12 protein-coding genes are annotated in these 18078 nt (G+C 41.2%); 5 read left to right on the plus strand and 7 right to left on the minus strand.

The window, feature by feature from the left end:
- Positions 1-828 precede the first annotated feature (828 nt).
- The 6 genes from P2W82_RS11025 to P2W82_RS11050 all read right to left on the minus strand — a co-directional run bounded on the left by P2W82_RS11025 (position 829) and on the right by P2W82_RS11050 (position 10517).
- Positions 829-1635, minus strand: coding sequence for a TIGR00266 family protein (locus P2W82_RS11025; protein WP_336515937.1), 807 nt, complete (start codon positions 1633-1635; stop codon positions 829-831).
- A gap of 214 nt (positions 1636-1849) precedes the next feature.
- Positions 1850-3241: an FAD-binding oxidoreductase gene (locus P2W82_RS11030; protein WP_336515938.1), complete on the minus strand. Its 1392-nt coding sequence runs from the start codon at positions 3239-3241 to the stop codon at positions 1850-1852.
- Between the two features lie 407 nt (positions 3242-3648).
- Positions 3649-7248 (minus strand): efflux RND transporter permease subunit, encoded by a 3600-nt coding sequence (locus P2W82_RS11035; RefSeq protein ID WP_336515939.1) that lies wholly within the window; start codon positions 7246-7248, stop codon positions 3649-3651.
- A gap of 42 nt (positions 7249-7290) precedes the next feature.
- Positions 7291-8442, minus strand: coding sequence for an efflux RND transporter periplasmic adaptor subunit (locus tag P2W82_RS11040; protein WP_336515940.1), 1152 nt, complete (start codon positions 8440-8442; stop codon positions 7291-7293).
- Between the two features lie 39 nt (positions 8443-8481).
- Entirely contained in the window at positions 8482-9879 is a 1398-nt protein-coding gene (locus tag P2W82_RS11045) for a TolC family protein (RefSeq protein ID WP_336515941.1), read from the minus strand.
- An 11-nt stretch (positions 9880-9890) separates the two neighbouring features.
- Positions 9891-10517: a TetR/AcrR family transcriptional regulator gene (locus tag P2W82_RS11050; RefSeq protein WP_336515942.1), complete on the minus strand. Its 627-nt coding sequence runs from the start codon at positions 10515-10517 to the stop codon at positions 9891-9893.
- A 450-nt stretch (positions 10518-10967) separates the two neighbouring features.
- On the opposite strand from P2W82_RS11050, the gene P2W82_RS11055 reads away from it, so the two are divergent.
- From P2W82_RS11055 to P2W82_RS11075, 5 genes are read left to right on the plus strand one after another with little or no spacing between them, the layout of a single operon-like run.
- Positions 10968-11627 (plus strand): DUF502 domain-containing protein, encoded by a 660-nt coding sequence (locus tag P2W82_RS11055; protein ID WP_336515943.1) that lies wholly within the window; start codon positions 10968-10970, stop codon positions 11625-11627.
- Complete coding sequence (locus P2W82_RS11060; protein ID WP_336515944.1) at positions 11624-12592, plus strand: zinc dependent phospholipase C family protein; 969 nt, start codon at positions 11624-11626, stop codon at positions 12590-12592. The genes P2W82_RS11055 and P2W82_RS11060 overlap by 4 nt, the downstream gene beginning before the upstream one ends.
- A 45-nt stretch (positions 12593-12637) precedes the next feature.
- On the plus strand, positions 12638-13729 hold the full coding sequence (gene serC / locus P2W82_RS11065) for a 3-phosphoserine/phosphohydroxythreonine transaminase (RefSeq protein WP_336515945.1): 1092 nt from the start codon (positions 12638-12640) through the stop codon (positions 13727-13729).
- Positions 13730-13779: 50 nt separating this feature from the next.
- The gene (locus tag P2W82_RS11070) at positions 13780-14997 is read left to right on the plus strand and encodes a DUF1015 domain-containing protein (RefSeq protein ID WP_336515946.1); all 1218 of its coding nucleotides are present in this window, start codon (positions 13780-13782) and stop codon (positions 14995-14997) included.
- Positions 14998-15007: 10 nt separating this feature from the next.
- Entirely contained in the window at positions 15008-16024 is a 1017-nt protein-coding gene (locus tag P2W82_RS11075) for a tetratricopeptide repeat protein (protein ID WP_336515947.1), read from the plus strand.
- 78 nt (positions 16025-16102) lie between these two features.
- On the opposite strand, the gene P2W82_RS11080 is transcribed toward P2W82_RS11075, so the two are convergent.
- Positions 16103-17830 (minus strand): AMP-dependent synthetase/ligase, encoded by a 1728-nt coding sequence (locus P2W82_RS11080; RefSeq protein ID WP_336515948.1) that lies wholly within the window; start codon positions 17828-17830, stop codon positions 16103-16105.
- Positions 17831-18078 lie beyond the last annotated feature (248 nt).

The raw sequence follows: 18078 nt of genomic DNA on the forward strand, positions 1-18078 counted from the left end.
AACCTCCTTTTTATACAGCTCAATTGTGTATAAACCTATATCCAAAACTGAAAATAAAAAAAGCTGCCTCATTTTACTTTTGAGACAGCCTCTTTTAGTAAGTAGTGAGTAGTAAGGAGGTTCAGAGTTCAGGGCTAAAAGTTGAAGGTTAGTCAAGGTGATCGGGGACGCTTTAAGGCTGGCAAGGAGAATATGTGTTATGGCCTGGATTAAGAATTTCACTTGCTGTTGAAAGGTTGGTCCATTGAAGTAAGGTGGGCGTGACAGGAAATAAGAAATGATTTTTTCTTTTTTAGATTTCAGAACATCAAATATCAGGTGTTACTTTTTCTTCATTTAATATTAGCATTTGATTTTAATCACGATACCTCAGCATACTTATAATATCATGATTCTGATAGCAGAAATTCCAAACTCAGTTATGAAAGGCTGCTATGAAAATGTACTTCCAGAAAAACAAAATCCTGTCAAACAATATGGTTTATTAAACAGGTTACAATGATTTTCTACTTCAAATTTAATAGGTGAAAACACCCTTCCAGGAATGCTCCGTCGGGCATATTTTACGCGTCTGAATTTAAACTAACAGGTGTTAACTTAATTCGATGATTGGAAGAAAAGATTCGGCGGCTGATTTTTAAAACCGTAAAATCACTATTATTTTTACATCATCAAACGTAAGAATACGGAAAAGCAGAAAAGCAGAAAATACGGTTGATACAAAGCGATCACAAATCAAATAAGATATTAACACGGATGGTTTTAGGATATGCCGGCAGGAGACTGCCGGCTTTTTTACGTTATGGGTATAACGTTCAACGTTAAACGCTAGCGCCCGTCCCCATCAAGCAAATTTCCAAGACCACCTAATAAACTTCCTTCTTCTTTTCGGTTATATGTGCCGTATGCAAGGATGCGACCGGCAAGGCGACTGATCGGAAGTGTTTGAATCCAAACTTTTCCAGGTCCTGTTAATGTGGCGAAGAACAAACCTTCGCCTCCGAAAATGGTATTACGGATGCCTCCTACAAATTGCACATCAAAATTTATCTGCCGGGTGTAGGCTACAAGACATCCCGTATCAATTCGAAGTGTTTCGCCAGGCATTAATTGTTTTTCAAAAACATGTCCGCCTGCATGAACAAAAGCCATTCCATCGCCTTCGAGTTTCTGCATGATAAATCCTTCACCACCAAAAAGACCAGTTCCTAATCTCCTTTGAAAAGAAATGCCCACACTCACACCTTTCGCTGCGCAAAGGAATGCGTCCTTCTGGCAAATGAGCATACCATCCAGTTCCAGCAAATCCATCGGAATAATTTTTCCGGGATATGGTGATGCAAAACTCACCCGCTTTTTACCATAACCAACATTGGTAAAGGCAGTCATGAACAGACTTTCACCAGTAAGTATTCTTTTGCCTGCAGAAAATAATTTTCCGAGGATGCCGGAATCCTGTTGCCTGGAACCATCACCGAAAATGGTTTGCATCTGGATGCCATCATCCATCATCATAAAGCTGCCGGATTCCGCGATTGCTGTTTCAGAGGGATCCAGTTCGATTTCTACATACTGCATCTGTTCGCCAACAATCTTGTAATCGATGTCGTGATTGGTCCTTGAAGAATAGCTCATTTGTAATGATTTTTTGTGAAGGTAGAATCACTTTGACGAATTCAAAACATGAATAGTTGTACAGGAGGGTTAACTACATTTAAAAAATTCAGTACCGTTTTAAATGATCGATTGTTTTCTTATAAAAAAAGGAAGCCAACTGCTTCCGGTATGTTAATTCTGTTTTCCAGTTTAACTCTTTGCAAAAAATATCTGTCCGGGAAATTGATTCTAATTATTCTTCAGGAGGAATGTTGTTATTCATGCAGAAAAAATTCTGCGGATCGAATATCGTTTTAATTTTTTTCAGCTGGTTATAGTTTTCACCATATGCACTTCTCATTCTTTCAGAATCATCACGGTCCAGATGATTAACATAAACACCTTCTGAGAATGGTTCAATTGCTTTCCAGAAATTTCGGGTCCACGCAATATTTTTTTCATCTTCTGTTTTATCTATCCATTGAGTGACAATATCCAGATCCCATCGTTGTTTGCGATTATAAAAAGCGGTCTCTGCCGGATTGATACGTGTTACTTCCCCTTTAAGATAAAACAATAAAACAGGTGTCATCGGATTTGGCCTGGTCTGCAGATGATGTAACTGGATATCGATCAGTTCATCACTAAGTTGAGAAAAGAATCCAGATTTCCAGTAACGACGAATCCCTTTCGGTGCTGCAGCATCGAGTGATTTTTGTAATTGCGTATATGGTATTGGTCCTACCATATCTGCTATAGGAGTAGCGAATGCTCTAATCGGTGCCAGCATTTTTTCAGCTTGTTCCTGCGGACCAAACCAGGCCGTCAATAATGCTGTCACCGGGATGCCATCCGGTGTGCAAATGAAGCCCGCAAACATCACGAGTTCGTCCGGTGTTGCAGGAACAAATTTCCTGTAAAACTTCATCACCTCTTTGGCCATTTCCATGGGATAAAGAAGCATTCCACCTGTAACCATCGGACCAATTTTATGAAGCTTAAACGTGAACTTAGTGACCACTCCAAAATTTCCACCACCTCCCCGTATTGCCCAGAAAAGATCCCGGGAGTTATGTTTATCAGTGTGGACGACTACTCCCTCAGCAGTTACTACTTCAGCGGATAAAAGGTTGTCGCTCGCAGTTCCAAACATACTCATCAACCAGCCAATGCCACCACCAAGAGTGAGACCGGCAATACCAGTTTCGGATACAGTTCCACCAGTAGTAGCAAGTCCAAAATGCTGGGTCGCCTCATCCAGCTCGCTCCAGATGACTCCAGCTTCGGCAGTCACCATTTGTTGTGCAGGATCGACTTTTATTTCTTTCATTAAAGAAAGATCGACCATCACTCCTGCGTCGCAGACGGCGTTGCCTGCTACGTTATGTCCACCACCCCTGACAGACACATTCAAATTATGTTTTCGTGCATATAAAATAGCGTAGACAACATCCTCATTGTTTCGGCACTGAATAATGATCGCAGGTTTTTTATCTATCATCCCATTCCAGACGGCACGGGTAATATCGTAGTGTTCATCTCCGGGTATAAGAACATTCCCGGAAATATTTTTCTTTAAGTCTGATACATCATCATTGAACGTAATGGCATCGGCAATTTTGCCGGAAGATGGTTCGGTGATCATTTTGAAATAGTTAAGACCGTTAACGAGTTGTCTGAAACTTGAAACAGCGGTGCGGCATTTTCGGTGGAGTACGATTACTGACGAAAGGAGGAGCAATGGGACAGTAAGGTGATATGCAGTACTGTATTAAGTTAAGAAATTTTATTGACGGGGCTCGAATTTTTTATCTGTGGGAATTTTCACTTCTTAAACCTTTAACAGACATCCTGGTATGAAAGAAAAAAATCAGGCAGGTAAAACTGCTTTTGGTGCATTTGATTTTCCGTGATGCCCTGCAAAAGTTCATGACAGATGAACGATTTTTTTGCGTAGGGTAGCGATCTTTCAAAATTCATAATACTTTTCTCTAAGATGATTTAACAAAAAACCCCGGCAACTGCCAGGGTTTTTTAGATTTAAACTTCGTTTTAAACAGAAGGTAAATTTTTCTTCTTCGGAAGACCGTTCCAGACCGGTTTTCCCTGCAGGGCTCTCACAATATAAGTAGCACCTGTAAAGATGAAGAAGAATGGACCGAGCAATCCAAAAACAGATATCCATCGTCCACCATAAAATTTACTCATCGGCCGCTTCAATCTTTCTGCAATGAGGTACATACTGGGTACCATGAGCAAAGTCATAAAGAAGGCGAAGATGAGGCCCCATATGATTGTCAATGCCAGCGGTTTCCAGAATACTGCGTTGTCACCACCAAAGAAGATATGTGGTCTCCAATCCGTAAACAATGTAATGAAATTGATATTTAAACCAACAGCCAATGGAATAAGCGCAAGTATTGCTGCGAGTGCGGTTAACAGTACGGGAATGATCCTTGTTTTTCCAGCTTCGATTACAGCCTCCCGGGTACGCATACCGCGACTTCGTAATTCATCAGCAAACTCAATCACCAGTATTCCGTTTTTCACCACTATACCTGCAAGACCGATTATACCGATACCTGTCATCACCACTGAAGCTGTGTCGCGAGTGATCGCATATCCCAGCAATACTCCTATCAAACTAAAGATGATCTCAGAAAGAACGATCACAGTTTTACTTAGAGAATTGAATTGGAGTACAAGAATCAAAAGGATTAATCCAATCGCAATAAACAAGGCTGATTGCAGGAAGCTGAATGTTTCAGCCATCTGTTCCCCTTCACCTGTTTGAGTGATACTCACATCATCCGGCTTCTCTTTGAAATTATCAATCGCAGCTTTAATTTGTTCATTCACGGCAGCAGGAGTATACCCTTGTGAAAGCAACACATTCGAATAGAGCGTGATTACACGTTTCTGATTTTTGCGTTTGATGCTTCCGTAAGTACTTGTCAGATCGATCTTCACGACACTGCTGATAGGTACCTGTTTGATCTGGCCCGTGCTGAAATCGCGGTAGGTGATGCGCATATTCAGCAGATCAGAAAGATTTTTGCGTTGGACCTCATTATTCCTCAGCTGGATCTTGTATTCATCTTCGCCGATTTTCAATTTGGAAATTTCCTTACCGAATAATGCCGTTCTTATTTCCATTCCTACCTGCCCTGTCGATATGCCCTGTGTCAACGCACGCTCTCTATCTACTTGTATACTGATCTCCGGGTTGGTAAGATCCACGTCCATTTTCAGATCCTCAACGCCAGCGACATTTATTTTATCAAGATAGTTTTTAAGTTTCACCGCAGTTGATGTCAGCGTTTCAAAATTATCTCCTGATACTTCAATGTTCACCGGAGGCTGCGTGGGTGGACCATTGCTTTCCTGTGCAACAGAAATCTCTGCGCCGGGAATTCCTTTGATCATCGCACGGATGGAATCGAGATAAGGTTTTGTAGATTTACCTTTTCTTTCTTCAAAGGGAACAAATGAGACCTGTATCCTTCCGAGTTCTGGTCTTGTACTTCTGTCGCCACTGTTAGGATCACTTGCTCCGACAGCAACGTTCGCAATTACTGATTCGACCAACTCATTCTTTTTGTTATTATCCATTTCAAGCACCTGGAACACCTTTGATTCAAGCACTTTCGTGACTGAATCTGTGTACTTCACATCGGTTCCTGCCGGCAATTTCATATATACGAAAATGTTATTCGGATCACCGGATGGGAACAACAGCACAGGAACTTTTCTGACACCAAAAAACCAGAATGAAAAAAACAATAATCCAAAAGTGCTGATCAGCAGCCATACAGGACGACGACCAAATAGTGACCAGCGAAGCAACTTCTCATACCTGTTCATCAATCCCGGCAGGAACTTGTGTTGAAAACCATGTATGGCATCATTCAAGATGAACCTGTTTAGAAGAGAAAGTCCAACGAAAAAGAATAACAGGTTTCCAACAAAACGATATCCCGCTGAATCCTGACCATACCCGATTAAATTTGCGAGTGTAGCGATGCCAATGGTCACCCAGAATAACGGCTTTTTAAAAATTTTAGATTTGGGCTCAGCATTCTCATGATCTGAATGCGACATGAAATCTACGGCAAACACCGGGTTGATAATGTAAGCAACAATCAGCGACGCGGTGAGTGTAAATATCAACATCGTCGGGAGATAGATCATAAATTTCCCGATGATTCCAGGCCAGAATAGTAGTGGAATAAATGGAGCAAGTGTGGTAAGTGTACCTGCGAGCACAGGTACAAATACTTCCCCGGCAGCATACTTTGCCGCATCGACAGAACTGATTGCACCTTTCCCCTGCACAAATATCCGGTGCGTATTTTCAATTACCACAATCGCATCATCTACAACAATACCCAATCCGAATAGCAATGCAAACAATACAATGAAGTTAAGCGTCACATTTGAACCAATAAATACATCTGCGGTTGGTAGAAATATGAAGGCAAGAAACATACTCAATGGTACAGAGAGTGCCACAAAAAATGAATTTGTGACACCCATGAAAAACATCAGTACCAGCATCACAAGAATAAACCCAATTACAATTGAGTTTACCAATTCATTAAATGATGCACCAGCCTTAATACTCAAATCACCTGTGATGGCAACTTTCAGATCTTTCGGGAACACCGACTTTTTCATATCATCAACAACACGGTTGACTTTTGCTGATGTTTCAATCAGATTTTCACCAGTTCTTTTGATGATACTTAGTGTAACAACATTTTTTCCTTCCAGGCGAGCATAGCTTTCTCTTTCTTTTATAGTGTCCCTGATTTCAGCTATCTCACGGAGATATATAGGCGCACCATTGATGTTTTTTACTACTACAGCATTGATATCTGCCGCAGATTTAAACTGACCGTTCACACGTAGCGTTCGCTTCTGTTCACCGACTTCCAGCAAACCACCGGAGATGTCCGCATTTTCTCTCTGCACCGCCTGTTCGATATCAGTGAAACTTATTTTGGCAACTTCCATTTTGTATTTATCGACATTCACCTGGATTTCTCTCTCCGGCGCTCCGATTTCATCAATACGGGAAATTTCCGAAAGCTCTTCCAGTTTGTCTTTCAATTGCTCTGCAAAATCCGCAAGTTTGGCGCCATCATAGTTACCACTTACGTTAACCGCCATCACCGGAATTTCGGAAAGACTGATCTCCTGGATCGTTGGTTCCTGAGTAAGATCGTTTGGGAGATCTTTTTTTGCTTTATCAACAGCGTCGCGCATTTTCTGCAAAGCTTCATCCACTTTCACTGAAGTAGCGAACTCAACAATAATCGCAGAAAAATCCTGCAAAGAAGTACTGGTAATTTTGTTAATCTTAACACCGGTAATTCCTTTCAGTTCTTTTTCAATCGGCCTTGTTACGAGGTTTTCAATATCCTTTGGTGAGTTTCCGATATAAACTGTCTGTACATATACAGTAGGAAGAACTACATCCGGAAATTGTTCTTTGGGTGTAGTAACAAAGAGATTGATACCCCAAAGAGTGATGATGAAAGTGATCAGATATACTGCAGTTTTGCTGCCAACTGCCCAGTTGGTTGCAAAAAAGGTTTTTGCATTTTTGATCAGGTGATGTACCTCACCTGGTTTATCATTGTTTGCCATCAGTTAAGTTTTGAGTTCTTCGAATAAATCCAATCTGTTATATCAATTCGCCGCCAGCTCCAGTACCTGGTTTTCGTAAAGTCCCTGAAATCCTCTTGTGATAATTTTATCTCCTGCTGCAATACCACTTTTAACTTCGATCAGGTCGGAATAAAATTCACCGATGGTAACCGGTTTCTTTTTCGCGACCTTCTTTCCTTTTTCTTCACCAACAACATAGATATACTTTCCGTTTTCATCCGTCTGTACAATTTCTACCGGAATCACCACTGCATTTTTTGCCTGATGATCAAGAATTTTTACTACTGCAACCTGGTTTGGTTTCAATATATTGTCAGCAGGAACTTTAGCTTCAGCAACAAAACTCCTGGAAATGTTGTTGATGGTTTCACTGACCAGGTTGATACTGGTTTTATATTTTTTGTTGAGATCCGGAACTTCTACAATTACCGGCATTCCTTTTTTGATTTTCGCAACATAGTTCTCAGGAACATCAACTACTGCTTTTAATGCTGACGGATTTACTATTGTTATGCCTGCCATGGGAGCACCAGAGAAAAATTCACCGACCCGGATATTTACTGATTCTGCAACACCGGAAACTTCTGCATATACATTTGAAAGATTCAACTGCTCTTTAACAACGGCCATCTGTTTTTCGAGATTCTCCACATTATTTTTCGCAGTTAGGTATTGTACTTCAGTGCCGATGCCTTCGTTCCAAAGATTCTTCTGACGCTCAAAAATTGATTTTGCAAAACTGACCTGAGTTTCCAGTTGTGCAATATTCTGCCGTACTACTGCATCGTCGAGTTTAAGTAACAGTTGTCCTTTCTTTACACGGTCACCAAGTTTAACATAGATTGCTTTAACCTGCCCGCCTTGTCCACGTGGAGACACATTATAAGTATTTTCGGTTGTTATCTTTCCCTGCAGGTCGATGAAGTGCTGGAAGTCCTGGGGTTGAATTTCAGATATGGATACCAGTTTTGCTTTTTCCTCAACTGTGGAGGGATCGAGTTTCGCAATTTCTGCTTCGAGCGCGAGGATTTTTTTATCTAGTTCTTCTTTCTGTTTTTTGAAGGATTCCAGCGAAGCTTTCTTTTCATTGATACCTCCTTTATTTTTATCCGCTGTGCTTGCTCCGCAGGCCATTAGGAAAAATAAGGCAGTAATCAGGGAGATCTTTTTCATTGTGGATGCTTTTATAAAAAATGTCATGTTAGTTTGATTTTAAAGTTTACCAAGTGATCTGTAGTAACCGATCTTGGCAGTTGCGGCATCATATAGTGCCTGGAAAAAATTACTTTGTGCAGTCTGGAAATCTGTATCAGCCTGTAACACCTCGAAGCTGGATCCCAGACCTGATTCATATTTTTTCTTCGTAGTGAAATATACCCGTTCGGCGAGTTGCATATTTCTTTCCTGCATGTCCAGCGTAGAGAGAGAATTTTTGAAAATATTCAACGCAGCTTCTCTTTGCAGGTCGATCACTTTTGCCATATTTTCAAGATTGTTGGCTGTTTTCTCCAGGTTATATTGTGCCTGCCTTATACGATAATGCTTTTGCATTCCGTCGAAAATGGGAACATTGATATTCAAGCCAACATATGAAGATTTAAACCACGGTTCGTCCGGATTGAAAAAGGTTAATTTCTGACGCATTGCATTGGCACTGTAATTCCAGAAAGCAGCAACCGTCGGCAGGTATGACAATTTGTATCTGCGAACATCCATTGTTTGCAATTCTTTTAATGTTGTAAGCATCCTGATCTCGCTTCTGTCTTCATACCGGAAATTGGCCGCATCGAGTACATCACGTTTTACAAAATCAACATTCAAGGTATCTCTCAACATCAAAGTGTCTCGCTGGCCTAACCCTAATGCATATTTCAATGAAGCATAACCGACGTAAATAAAATTGTCAGTCTGGGTATTGCTGGTGCGGAGATTGTTCAGGCTCACAGTTGTTTTATCGATATCCAATTTTTCAGCAAATCCGTTCTGGTATAACTTGTTCTGATCTGATAACAATTTCTCTAGGCGCTGAATGCTCTCCACCAAAAACACTTTTCTTTTTTCTGCGATCAATACGGCATAATAAGAGCGGTAGACATTGCTTTTCACACTATCTTCCATCACCTGGATATTCATGTCCGCAAATTTCAAAGCCGTACTTCTTGCCTGGAGACCAACAAACACATCGGGTTGAAATAGTAACTGCTGAAACGCAAATCCTGCAGAAGCCTGCCAGGGTACACCAAACTGAGCTGGAAAATATTTCATTGGCTCATCCGGTTTTATAATCGGCGAACCCGATCCGTTCTTTACACCTTCATCCTGCAATACTCCATATACCTGTGGTGTAACGAAGTCCGGAAACATCATCACGGGAATATTGAAATAATACTGTGCACTCAGCGTACCATTCAATTGAGGAAGTGCCTGGCCGGTAAGCTCTTTATTTTTTGCGTCCTGGATCTTGCGATCGACCCTGAGGTTTTTTATATCATTTACATTCTGCAATGCAAACTGTACTGCTTCAGTCACGGTGAATTCATACTTCTTCTGCGCTTTCAATTCCAAAAATGAAATGAGCAACAGACCGACTATTAGTGTTATTTTTCTCATACCCATTCGTTTTATTTCTTTGTATGTATTGGTCTTTCCTGTTTATACTTAACAATCAGCTGGTATCCTTTTTCCGTTACCAGGCCAAATAAAAAATTTTCAAGTAACTCCAGTGTTACCTCAACCAGGTTGTACTTCGTAGGGGGATAAACTTCGATATTGAAAGGAATCAGCATGGATTCCAGCCGGAATTTGGCAAGTACCGTTATGTTCAGATCGGGTCGGTAGAGTCCTTCTTCAATGCCCCAACGAATGTTACGGTCGATTGAGGAGAGGAGGAAATTATTCTTGTGCTCGACCCATTTTTTGTAAGCCTCGAAGTGAAATTTCTGAAGATCATACAGTACCATCGGATTCATGTTCCTCAAAAACTCCTGGATCATCGTCATAGTAAGGAAAATTTCATCCACCGCATTTACCGCGCTACTTCCACAGTCCATGCATTTGTCCTGCAGATCTTTGATGTCTTCGTCAACGACCGCCATCACCAGGTCATTCTTGTCGGCAAAATATTGATAGATGGTCTTTTTCGATATCCCCAATTGTGTTGCGATATCATCCATCGAAACTGATCTGATGCCGTACTGCATGAACAAATCCATCGCGCGGGCCTGTATTCTTTCTTTTGTTTCAACCATCGACAAGAAAATTGGACGACAAAACTATGGAAACTTATTATGTAACAAAAGTTTCCATAGAAAAATTTTACCATTCATCCTTTTCTTAAAAAATACCCCTTTCAGACTCAGTGGACCGGGCTAATCGCCTGTTTTTTCTTTAGTTTTTCCTTTATTGCTGCCAGATTCCTCGCCTGAGCCGGAAAGGGGTAAAAAATTCTTTAAATACTCCGCTAAACTAATCTGCCAGACTTCAGCTTAAAAGATTAAAAAGGTAAAATACCAGTGAATAACCGGTCAGAGGTATCGTCTGAACGGTAAACCTGTTGGTTGATAGACGGAGAAGTGGATCAAATTCCTTTAATCGGGGATAATGTTCTTTCTGCCAACAGAATTTTCCCGTGAAATCCGGGTTATAAGCCATCCTTCACCCGCTGTCTTATGACTATTTTTGTCCTGAAACTTCAACCAATGAGATTCAAATTCAAAAACATAATCCCTTATTTTTTCCAGGGTCTGATCATCCTGGCTCCGATATTTATAACGGGGTGGGCAGTTCTTTCTCTTTTCAATTGGATCGACCGGATACTCCCCAACCTGGTACAAATGCTCTTTCCCAGTTTTATCAAACTCGATCAGTATGGATATCCCCAAAGGATACCAGGCCTGGGGTTTCTGATGGTAATCGTTGTCGTTTTGCTGGTGGGTTATATTTCTTCTTCATTTGTTGTGGGAAAGCTGGTGGATCTGTTTGATCACCTGTTGGAAAAAACACCAGGTATAAGGATCATCTATACGACTGTAAAAGATTTCTTTGAAGCTTTTGCAGGAAACAAACGGAAGTTTGACAGGGCCGTTCTTGTCAGTATTATTTCAGATGATGTGTACCAGGTCGGATTTATTACGCACGAGGCTCTTTCCGAATTCGGACTTCATGAGCATGTGGCGGTTTATATTCCTCAGTCATATGCGTTTGCGGGGCATCTCTATTTTGTAAAAAAGGACAGGGTAAAAATATTAACGGATATCGGAGCGGCAGACGCGATGAAGTTCGCCATTTCAGGAGGAGTAGCAGAAATTGATGACGATCACGCTACACTCTCAGCTCCAAGGAAAACAAAGACTGAGTGAGATTTGGGATTTCTTTTGTACTGGCATTATTGATTTGCCAGTCCTGTTATTGCTGGGGGTTTTTCGGACACAGAAAGATCAACAATTATGCGGTGTTTATGCTGCCGCCGCAAATGATTATTTTCTACAAGAAGAATATTGATTTTCTTATTGAGCATGCTGTCGACCCTGACAAGCGCCGATACCTGGTAGCAGCCGAGGGCCCGCGGCACTACATCGATCTTGATCAGTATGGTGAATACCCTTATAAAAACCTGCCACGAAACTGGGATTCAGCAGTGCAGGTTTTTAGTGCAGACAGTTTGCAGAAACACGGCGTTGTGCCATGGTGGATATTAAGAATGAAATGGAGATTGACTAAGGCTTTTAAAGAGAAAAACCGTACTGCAATCCTGAAAATATCCGCAGATATCGGGCATTATATTGCTGATGCCCATGTACCCCTTCATGCCAGCAGTAACCATAATGGCCAGTACACCAATCAAACAGGTATCCATGGATTCTGGGAGAGCCGGGTACCGGAATTGTTTGCTACAAAGGAGTATGATTTTGTAATCGGCAAAGCGGTATACCTTGCCCATCCGGAAAAATTCATCTGGGAGCGGGTACTTGAAAGTGCTGCTGCGGCTGATACCGTTCTCAAAACAGAAAGTTCTCTCAATGCGGAATTTCCTGTTTTTGGCAAATATGCCTATGAGGAAAGAAACGGATTACTGGTCAGGCAGTATTCTACCAGCTATTCTGCCCAATATCAGCAAAGATTACAAGGGATGGTTGAAAGAAGGATGAGGCAATCCATTTTTGCCGTTGCGAGTTTCTGGTATACCGCCTGGGTCGATGCTGGCCAACCGGATCTGTCAAAAATCAGCGACGAAGAATTTTCAATATCCGAACTGATTGAATGGGAAGAGTTGAACAGGCAGTGGCAAAACGGCCCTAAGTCCGAACGCACTTGCTCAAATTGACTAACTTTGCGCCTCCGGAATTGAAGATCTTTTGAAATTTATTTTATGAATACTACAGAACAGATGATCAGGAAACACAATTTTAATTCAGGTCCAAGTGTATTGCCCAAAGAAGTTTTTGAGGAAGCATCTGCATCAATACTGAATTTTAATAATACTGGTCTGTCGATTCTGGAAATCGGTCATCGTACACCGTTATTTGAAAATGTCCTCGAAGAAGCCGTATCACTGGTGAAAGAGCTGATGCATCTGGACAGTGATAAAGAGGTGTTGTTTTTGCATGGTGGTGCAACAACGCAGTTTTTCCAGGTTCCGATGAATCTGCTGGATGAGCAGGCGAAAGCTGCTTATCTTGACTGTGGAACCTGGGGCACCAAAGCGATTAAGGAAGCGAAACTTTTTGGAAATGTGGAAATGGTGGCGAGTTCAAAAGATAAAAACTACACCTACATTCCGAAGGGATATACCATTCCTGAGGATGCTGTTTATTTTCATTACACTTCAAACAATACAATAGAAGGAACACAGATGCACGCCATTCCGGAAACAAAAGTTCCGTTGGTTGCAGATATGAGTAGTGATATTCTCAGCTACAATATGGATTTTAATCGCTTCGCCCTGATATATGCAGGCGCGCAAAAAAATATTGGAGCTGCTGGTGTAAACCTGGTGATTCTTGAAAAAGATATGCTTGGAAAGGTGAACAGGAAATTGCCGGGAATGATGGATTACCGTCAGCATATTGAGCATCATTCCATGTTGAATACGCCACCTGTTTTTGCAATATATGTTTGTCTGCTTACACTGCGTTGGCTGAAAAAAAGAGGTGGCATTTCTGCAATTGAAAAAGTGAATGATCGGAAAGCAAAATTGCTGTACGACACGTTAGATAGCTTACCGGTATTCAAACCAACAGTGGCGAGAGAAGACCGTAGCAAAATGAATGTTGTATTTATAATGCAAAACCCTGAGCTTGAAAAACCATTTCTTGATTTATGTAAGCAGGAGGGAATGGTAGGGGTGAAGGGACATCGCAGCGTGGGTGGTTTACGGGTATCGTTGTATAACGCACTTGAAATGGAAAGCGTAGAAGCGCTCGTAAGTCTGATGAAACATTTTGCGCAAAAGCATGGTTAGTTTCCGGCTTTCAAACAATTCAATTTTCAACTTAAAATAAAACTTACTGCATGTCATTGATTGCTCCGTTCAGGGCATTGAGGCCGGTGCCGGCTTTAGCTTCCCAGGTTGCTTCACGTCCGTATGATGTACTTAATAGTGAAGAGGCGAGACAGGAAGCAGCCGGAAATCCGAATAGTTTTCTTCATGTTACAAAATCTGAAATTGATCTTCCGGGTGATGTACATGTCTATTCCAAACTGGTGTACGAGAAAGCCGCAGAAAATTTAAAACAGCTGGAAAAAGATGGAGTGCTGGTGAGAGATGATAAGCCTCATTATTATATCTACAGATTGATCATGGATGGCCGCAGCCAGACAGGTCTTGTTTGTGTTTCTTCTGTTGATGATTATAATAAAGACCTGATCAAAAAACATGAGTTCACGCGTCCTGAAAAAGAACAGGACAGGATCGATCACATGAAAACGATCAAGGCACAGACAGGAAATGTATTTCTCGCATATAACAATGTTGCTGAACTGGATAAACTGATCAACGACTGGAAAGCTGCGAAAGAACCTGTGTATGATTTTGTGGCCGATGATGGAATCTCACATACGATCTGGGTGGTAGATGATCAAGAGACAGTCGAAAAAATCACAAACCTTTTTGGTACAAAAGTTCCTGTAACTTATATCGCTGATGGACATCATCGTGCAGCCAGTGCATCAAAAGTCTTTTCAAAGGATCTGGAAGGAAGCGATTTTTTTCTGACAACTGTTTTTCCAGCAAGTGAACTTAAAATCCTCGACTATAATCGTGTCGTTCGTGACCTGAACGGATTAACTGCAGAAACATTTTTAGAATCGCTGAAAAAGGATTTTGATGTCAGCAGTTCCATAGAACCTGTTAAACCTGCAGAGCTTCACGAATTTGGTCTGTATCTTGAAGGCAAATGGTATCGATTGAAAGCGAGACCAGGAACATTTGCCACTGATCCCGTAGGCGTCCTTGATGTAAGCATTTTATCTGCCAATGTACTGGATAAACTGCTGGGAATAAAAGATCAGCGTACAGATAAGAGAATTGATTTTGTCGGTGGTATCAGGGGTTTAGGTGAACTGGAAAAGCGTGTGAATTCCGGTGAGATGAAACTGGCTTTCAGCTTTTATCCTGTGAGTATTGAACAATTGTTTGCGATTGCCGATAGTGGAAATGTAATGCCACCCAAGAGTACCTGGTTTGAACCAAAGCTCAGGGATGGTTTGCTGACTAACCTTATCGGATAAAAGGTCATATATGCGTCGATTTTTTTTAATTTTTTATTTGATTGTTGTTTCATCGCAGGCCGAAGCACAAACCAGTGAACAGGTAAGTGAAGCTGCATTGAAATTTCTGCAGAAAGGTGATTATTCAAATGCGGTCATGGTGCTGAATCGGGGTCTGCAGAAATCACCAGATGATCTTATATTGAACCGCGACCTTGCGTACACCTATTATCTTCAGAGAGATTATGCAAACGCGTTAAAATATATAAGTCCTTTGCTGGATCGGGAGGATGCTGATGTGAAAACGTATCAGATCGGAGGAAATATCTATAAGGCATTAGAAGAAGTAAAAGCCTGCGATAAGATGTATGTGAAAGCGCTGAAAAAATATCCGACCAGCGGCGCATTGTACAGTGAGTACGGAGAATTGTTGTGGGCAAGAAAAGAAGGTGCAAATGCTATTGCCAACTGGGAAAAAGGTATCAGCACAGACCCTACCTGGCCATCCAATTATTATCACGCTGCGAAATATTATTATGCGCGCGCTGATAAAGTCTGGAGTCTTATTTATGGCGAGATTTTCATTAATATGGAGAGTTATTCTGAGCGCAGCGGTGAAACGAAACTACTTTTACTTGAATCCTATAAAAAATTTTATACCACAGCTGATGTGTTTAAAGATTATGAAGCTGCTAAGAAATCCGGTTTCGAAAATGCTGTGATTTCGACACTGAAAAAATATGATTCAGAAGCCGCTGGCGGAATTACTCCATCTTCTTTAACTGCAATTCGCACCAGGTTTGTTACTGACTGGTTCCAGACTTACGGTAAACAATACCCGCTGCGTTTGTTTGATCAATGGCAATATCTCGTCAGAGAAGGAATGTTTGATGCCTATAATCAATGGATATTCGGCCCTGCGGCAAACCTGCCGGAATACCAGCTTTGGGTAAAGGCCAACGATAAAGCTGTTGCTGATTTCACTTATTACCAGCGCAACAGGGTTTTTAAGATGCCGGCAGGTCAGTACTACGGAAATCAGAAGTAAGGAGTAATACACGTGACAGGTCTGGGAAGTTTACCCAGAACATAAGCGTTATTAAAGACCTGTCAGGTTTGATCTTTTTTAACTATAAATTCTGTCAATCGCGTCATGGTATTTTTCCATGATCACTTTTCTTTTCAATGACAGCTTTGGTGTGAGTTCTCCGCTATCTATATTCCACTCGCGATCCAGCAGTTCGAATTTTTTGATTTGTTCCACATGATTGAACTGCTGATTGTACTCTTCAACAATGTTTTTATAAAGCTCGATAATCCGGGGATTACGGATCAACTCATTTAGACTAGCCGGTTGAATCCCATTTCTCTCGCACCAGGATTTTAGGTGACTGTATGACGGCACAATCAAAGCGCCGGCAAATTTTTTATCTGCTCCCACCACCATCATCTGTTCAATGAATGGTGATTCCTTCATTTTATTTTCGATTGGCTGCGGCGCAACATATTTACCTCCGCTGGTTTTGAAGATTTCTTTTTTACGATCAGTAATTTTCAAAAAACGATTATCCTGCCAAACACCAATATCGCCTGAGTGAAACCATCCATCTTTATCGATACAATCATCAGTAAGATCCTTTCTCTTGTAATATCCCATCATTACATTGTCACCACGACAACAGATCTCTCCATCTTCGGCCAGTTTCACTTCAACATTTTTAATCAGCGGACCCACTGTTCCGAATTTTCTGTCGGGTTCGTTGTACCTGTTCACAGAGATCACCGGTGAGGTTTCGGTAAGTCCATAACCTTCCATGATTACAATTTTCGCAGCAGTGAAAATGCGCAAAAGTTTTACCTGGCATGCAGCGGCTCCGGTAACAATTGCTCTCACATTCCCACCCAAACCTTCCCGCCACTTACTGAATATCAGTTTGTTGGCCATGCCTAATCTGAAATTGTACCATGCGCCCATGTTTTTGTTGATCTCAAATTTTGAAGCAACGTCAACTGCCCAGAAGAATAATTTTTTCTTCATGCCTGTCAGCTCTTGTCCTTTCCCAATGATACGCTCGTAAACTTTTTCAAGTAGTCGCGGAACCGTAGTAAATACTGCAGGCTTAACTTCCCTCAGATTGTCACCTATTTTATCCAGGCTCTCTGCATAATAAATGGAACAGCCTGTAAACAGATATATATAGGTTACCATTCTTTCAAAAATGTGATTGAGTGGAAGAAAGCTCAAGGCTTTTTCATTCTTTATTCCGATAGCTTCGAAACATTCAAAACAATTGAGAACGTTGCTGAGAATATTTTTATGACTCAGCATAACCCCCTTTGGAAAACCGGTGGTGCCGGATGTATATAAAATCGTGCAAAGATCTTCGTATCCGATTTTATCACGAATTGAATGTAAAGTCGAATAATCTTCATCACGGCCTTTATTCAGAATGTCCGACCAATTCAACGCTCCTGCAACTGTGTTAAAACTATAAATTGCTTTTACTGAAGGAGTTTTCGAACGAACGGATTGCACTTTTTCAAACAATGCATCGTCACTGACAAATACCAGTTTTACAGCTGCATCATTCAATACAAATTCAAGCTCATTGGGATTGATAGTAGGATAAATGGGAGTAAGAACCGCGCCGCATTGCTGAACAGCAAGATCCAATATCATCCATTCAGGTCGGTTATTGCTAAGGATTGCTATTTTATCCCTCCCTTCAATACTCATATCACCAGGGCCGATGCCAAGATGAAGCAATCCTGCACTCAACTTATTTACTGTATCCTCTACTTCTTTCGTAGAATACTTCCTCCAGATACCATCTGGTGTTTTCGCTGCGAACATATCTTCCCTGGGAAAATTTTCGAGCTGATAAGGGATACAATCAAACAGACGCCTGGGAACCATACGCAATCGTTAGGGAATGAAATGATCAAAGAAAATTACTCAAAATATTGGTAAAAAAAAACCCAATAAAGAGGCTTCTGAAGTCTTAATCCGATACTAATCCGGAATTGCATTATCATCAATTTTTCAAGCCACACAAGGATTGCAGCGATTTCCATCTTTCAAAAAGCCGTAACTTCCGCCCT

It is taken from the genome of Pollutibacter soli, from assembly GCA_029269725.1.
In the GTDB taxonomy this organism is placed as follows: domain Bacteria; phylum Bacteroidota; class Bacteroidia; order Chitinophagales; family Chitinophagaceae; genus Pollutibacter; species Pollutibacter soli.

Coding starts and splice junctions, on each gene's coding strand:
- P2W82_RS11030 (WP_336515938.1), bottom strand. CDS start 3,241: ATGATCACCGAACCATCTTCCGGCAAAATTGCCGATGCCATTACGTTC.
- P2W82_RS11075 (WP_336515947.1), top strand. CDS start 15,008: ATGCGTCGATTTTTTTTAATTTTTTATTTGATTGTTGTTTCATCGCAG.
- P2W82_RS11035 (WP_336515939.1), bottom strand. CDS start 7,248: ATGGCAAACAATGATAAACCAGGTGAGGTACATCACCTGATCAAAAAT.
- P2W82_RS11045 (WP_336515941.1), bottom strand. CDS start 9,879: ATGAGAAAAATAACACTAATAGTCGGTCTGTTGCTCATTTCATTTTTG.
- P2W82_RS11040 (WP_336515940.1), bottom strand. CDS start 8,442: ATGAAAAAGATCTCCCTGATTACTGCCTTATTTTTCCTAATGGCCTGC.
- serC (WP_336515945.1), top strand. CDS start 12,638: ATGAATACTACAGAACAGATGATCAGGAAACACAATTTTAATTCAGGT.
- P2W82_RS11080 (WP_336515948.1), bottom strand. CDS start 17,830: ATGTTCGCAGCGAAAACACCAGATGGTATCTGGAGGAAGTATTCTACG.
- P2W82_RS11070 (WP_336515946.1), top strand. CDS start 13,780: ATGTCATTGATTGCTCCGTTCAGGGCATTGAGGCCGGTGCCGGCTTTA.
- P2W82_RS11055 (WP_336515943.1), top strand. CDS start 10,968: ATGAGATTCAAATTCAAAAACATAATCCCTTATTTTTTCCAGGGTCTG.
- P2W82_RS11025 (WP_336515937.1), bottom strand. CDS start 1,635: ATGAGCTATTCTTCAAGGACCAATCACGACATCGATTACAAGATTGTT.
- P2W82_RS11050 (WP_336515942.1), bottom strand. CDS start 10,517: ATGGTTGAAACAAAAGAAAGAATACAGGCCCGCGCGATGGATTTGTTC.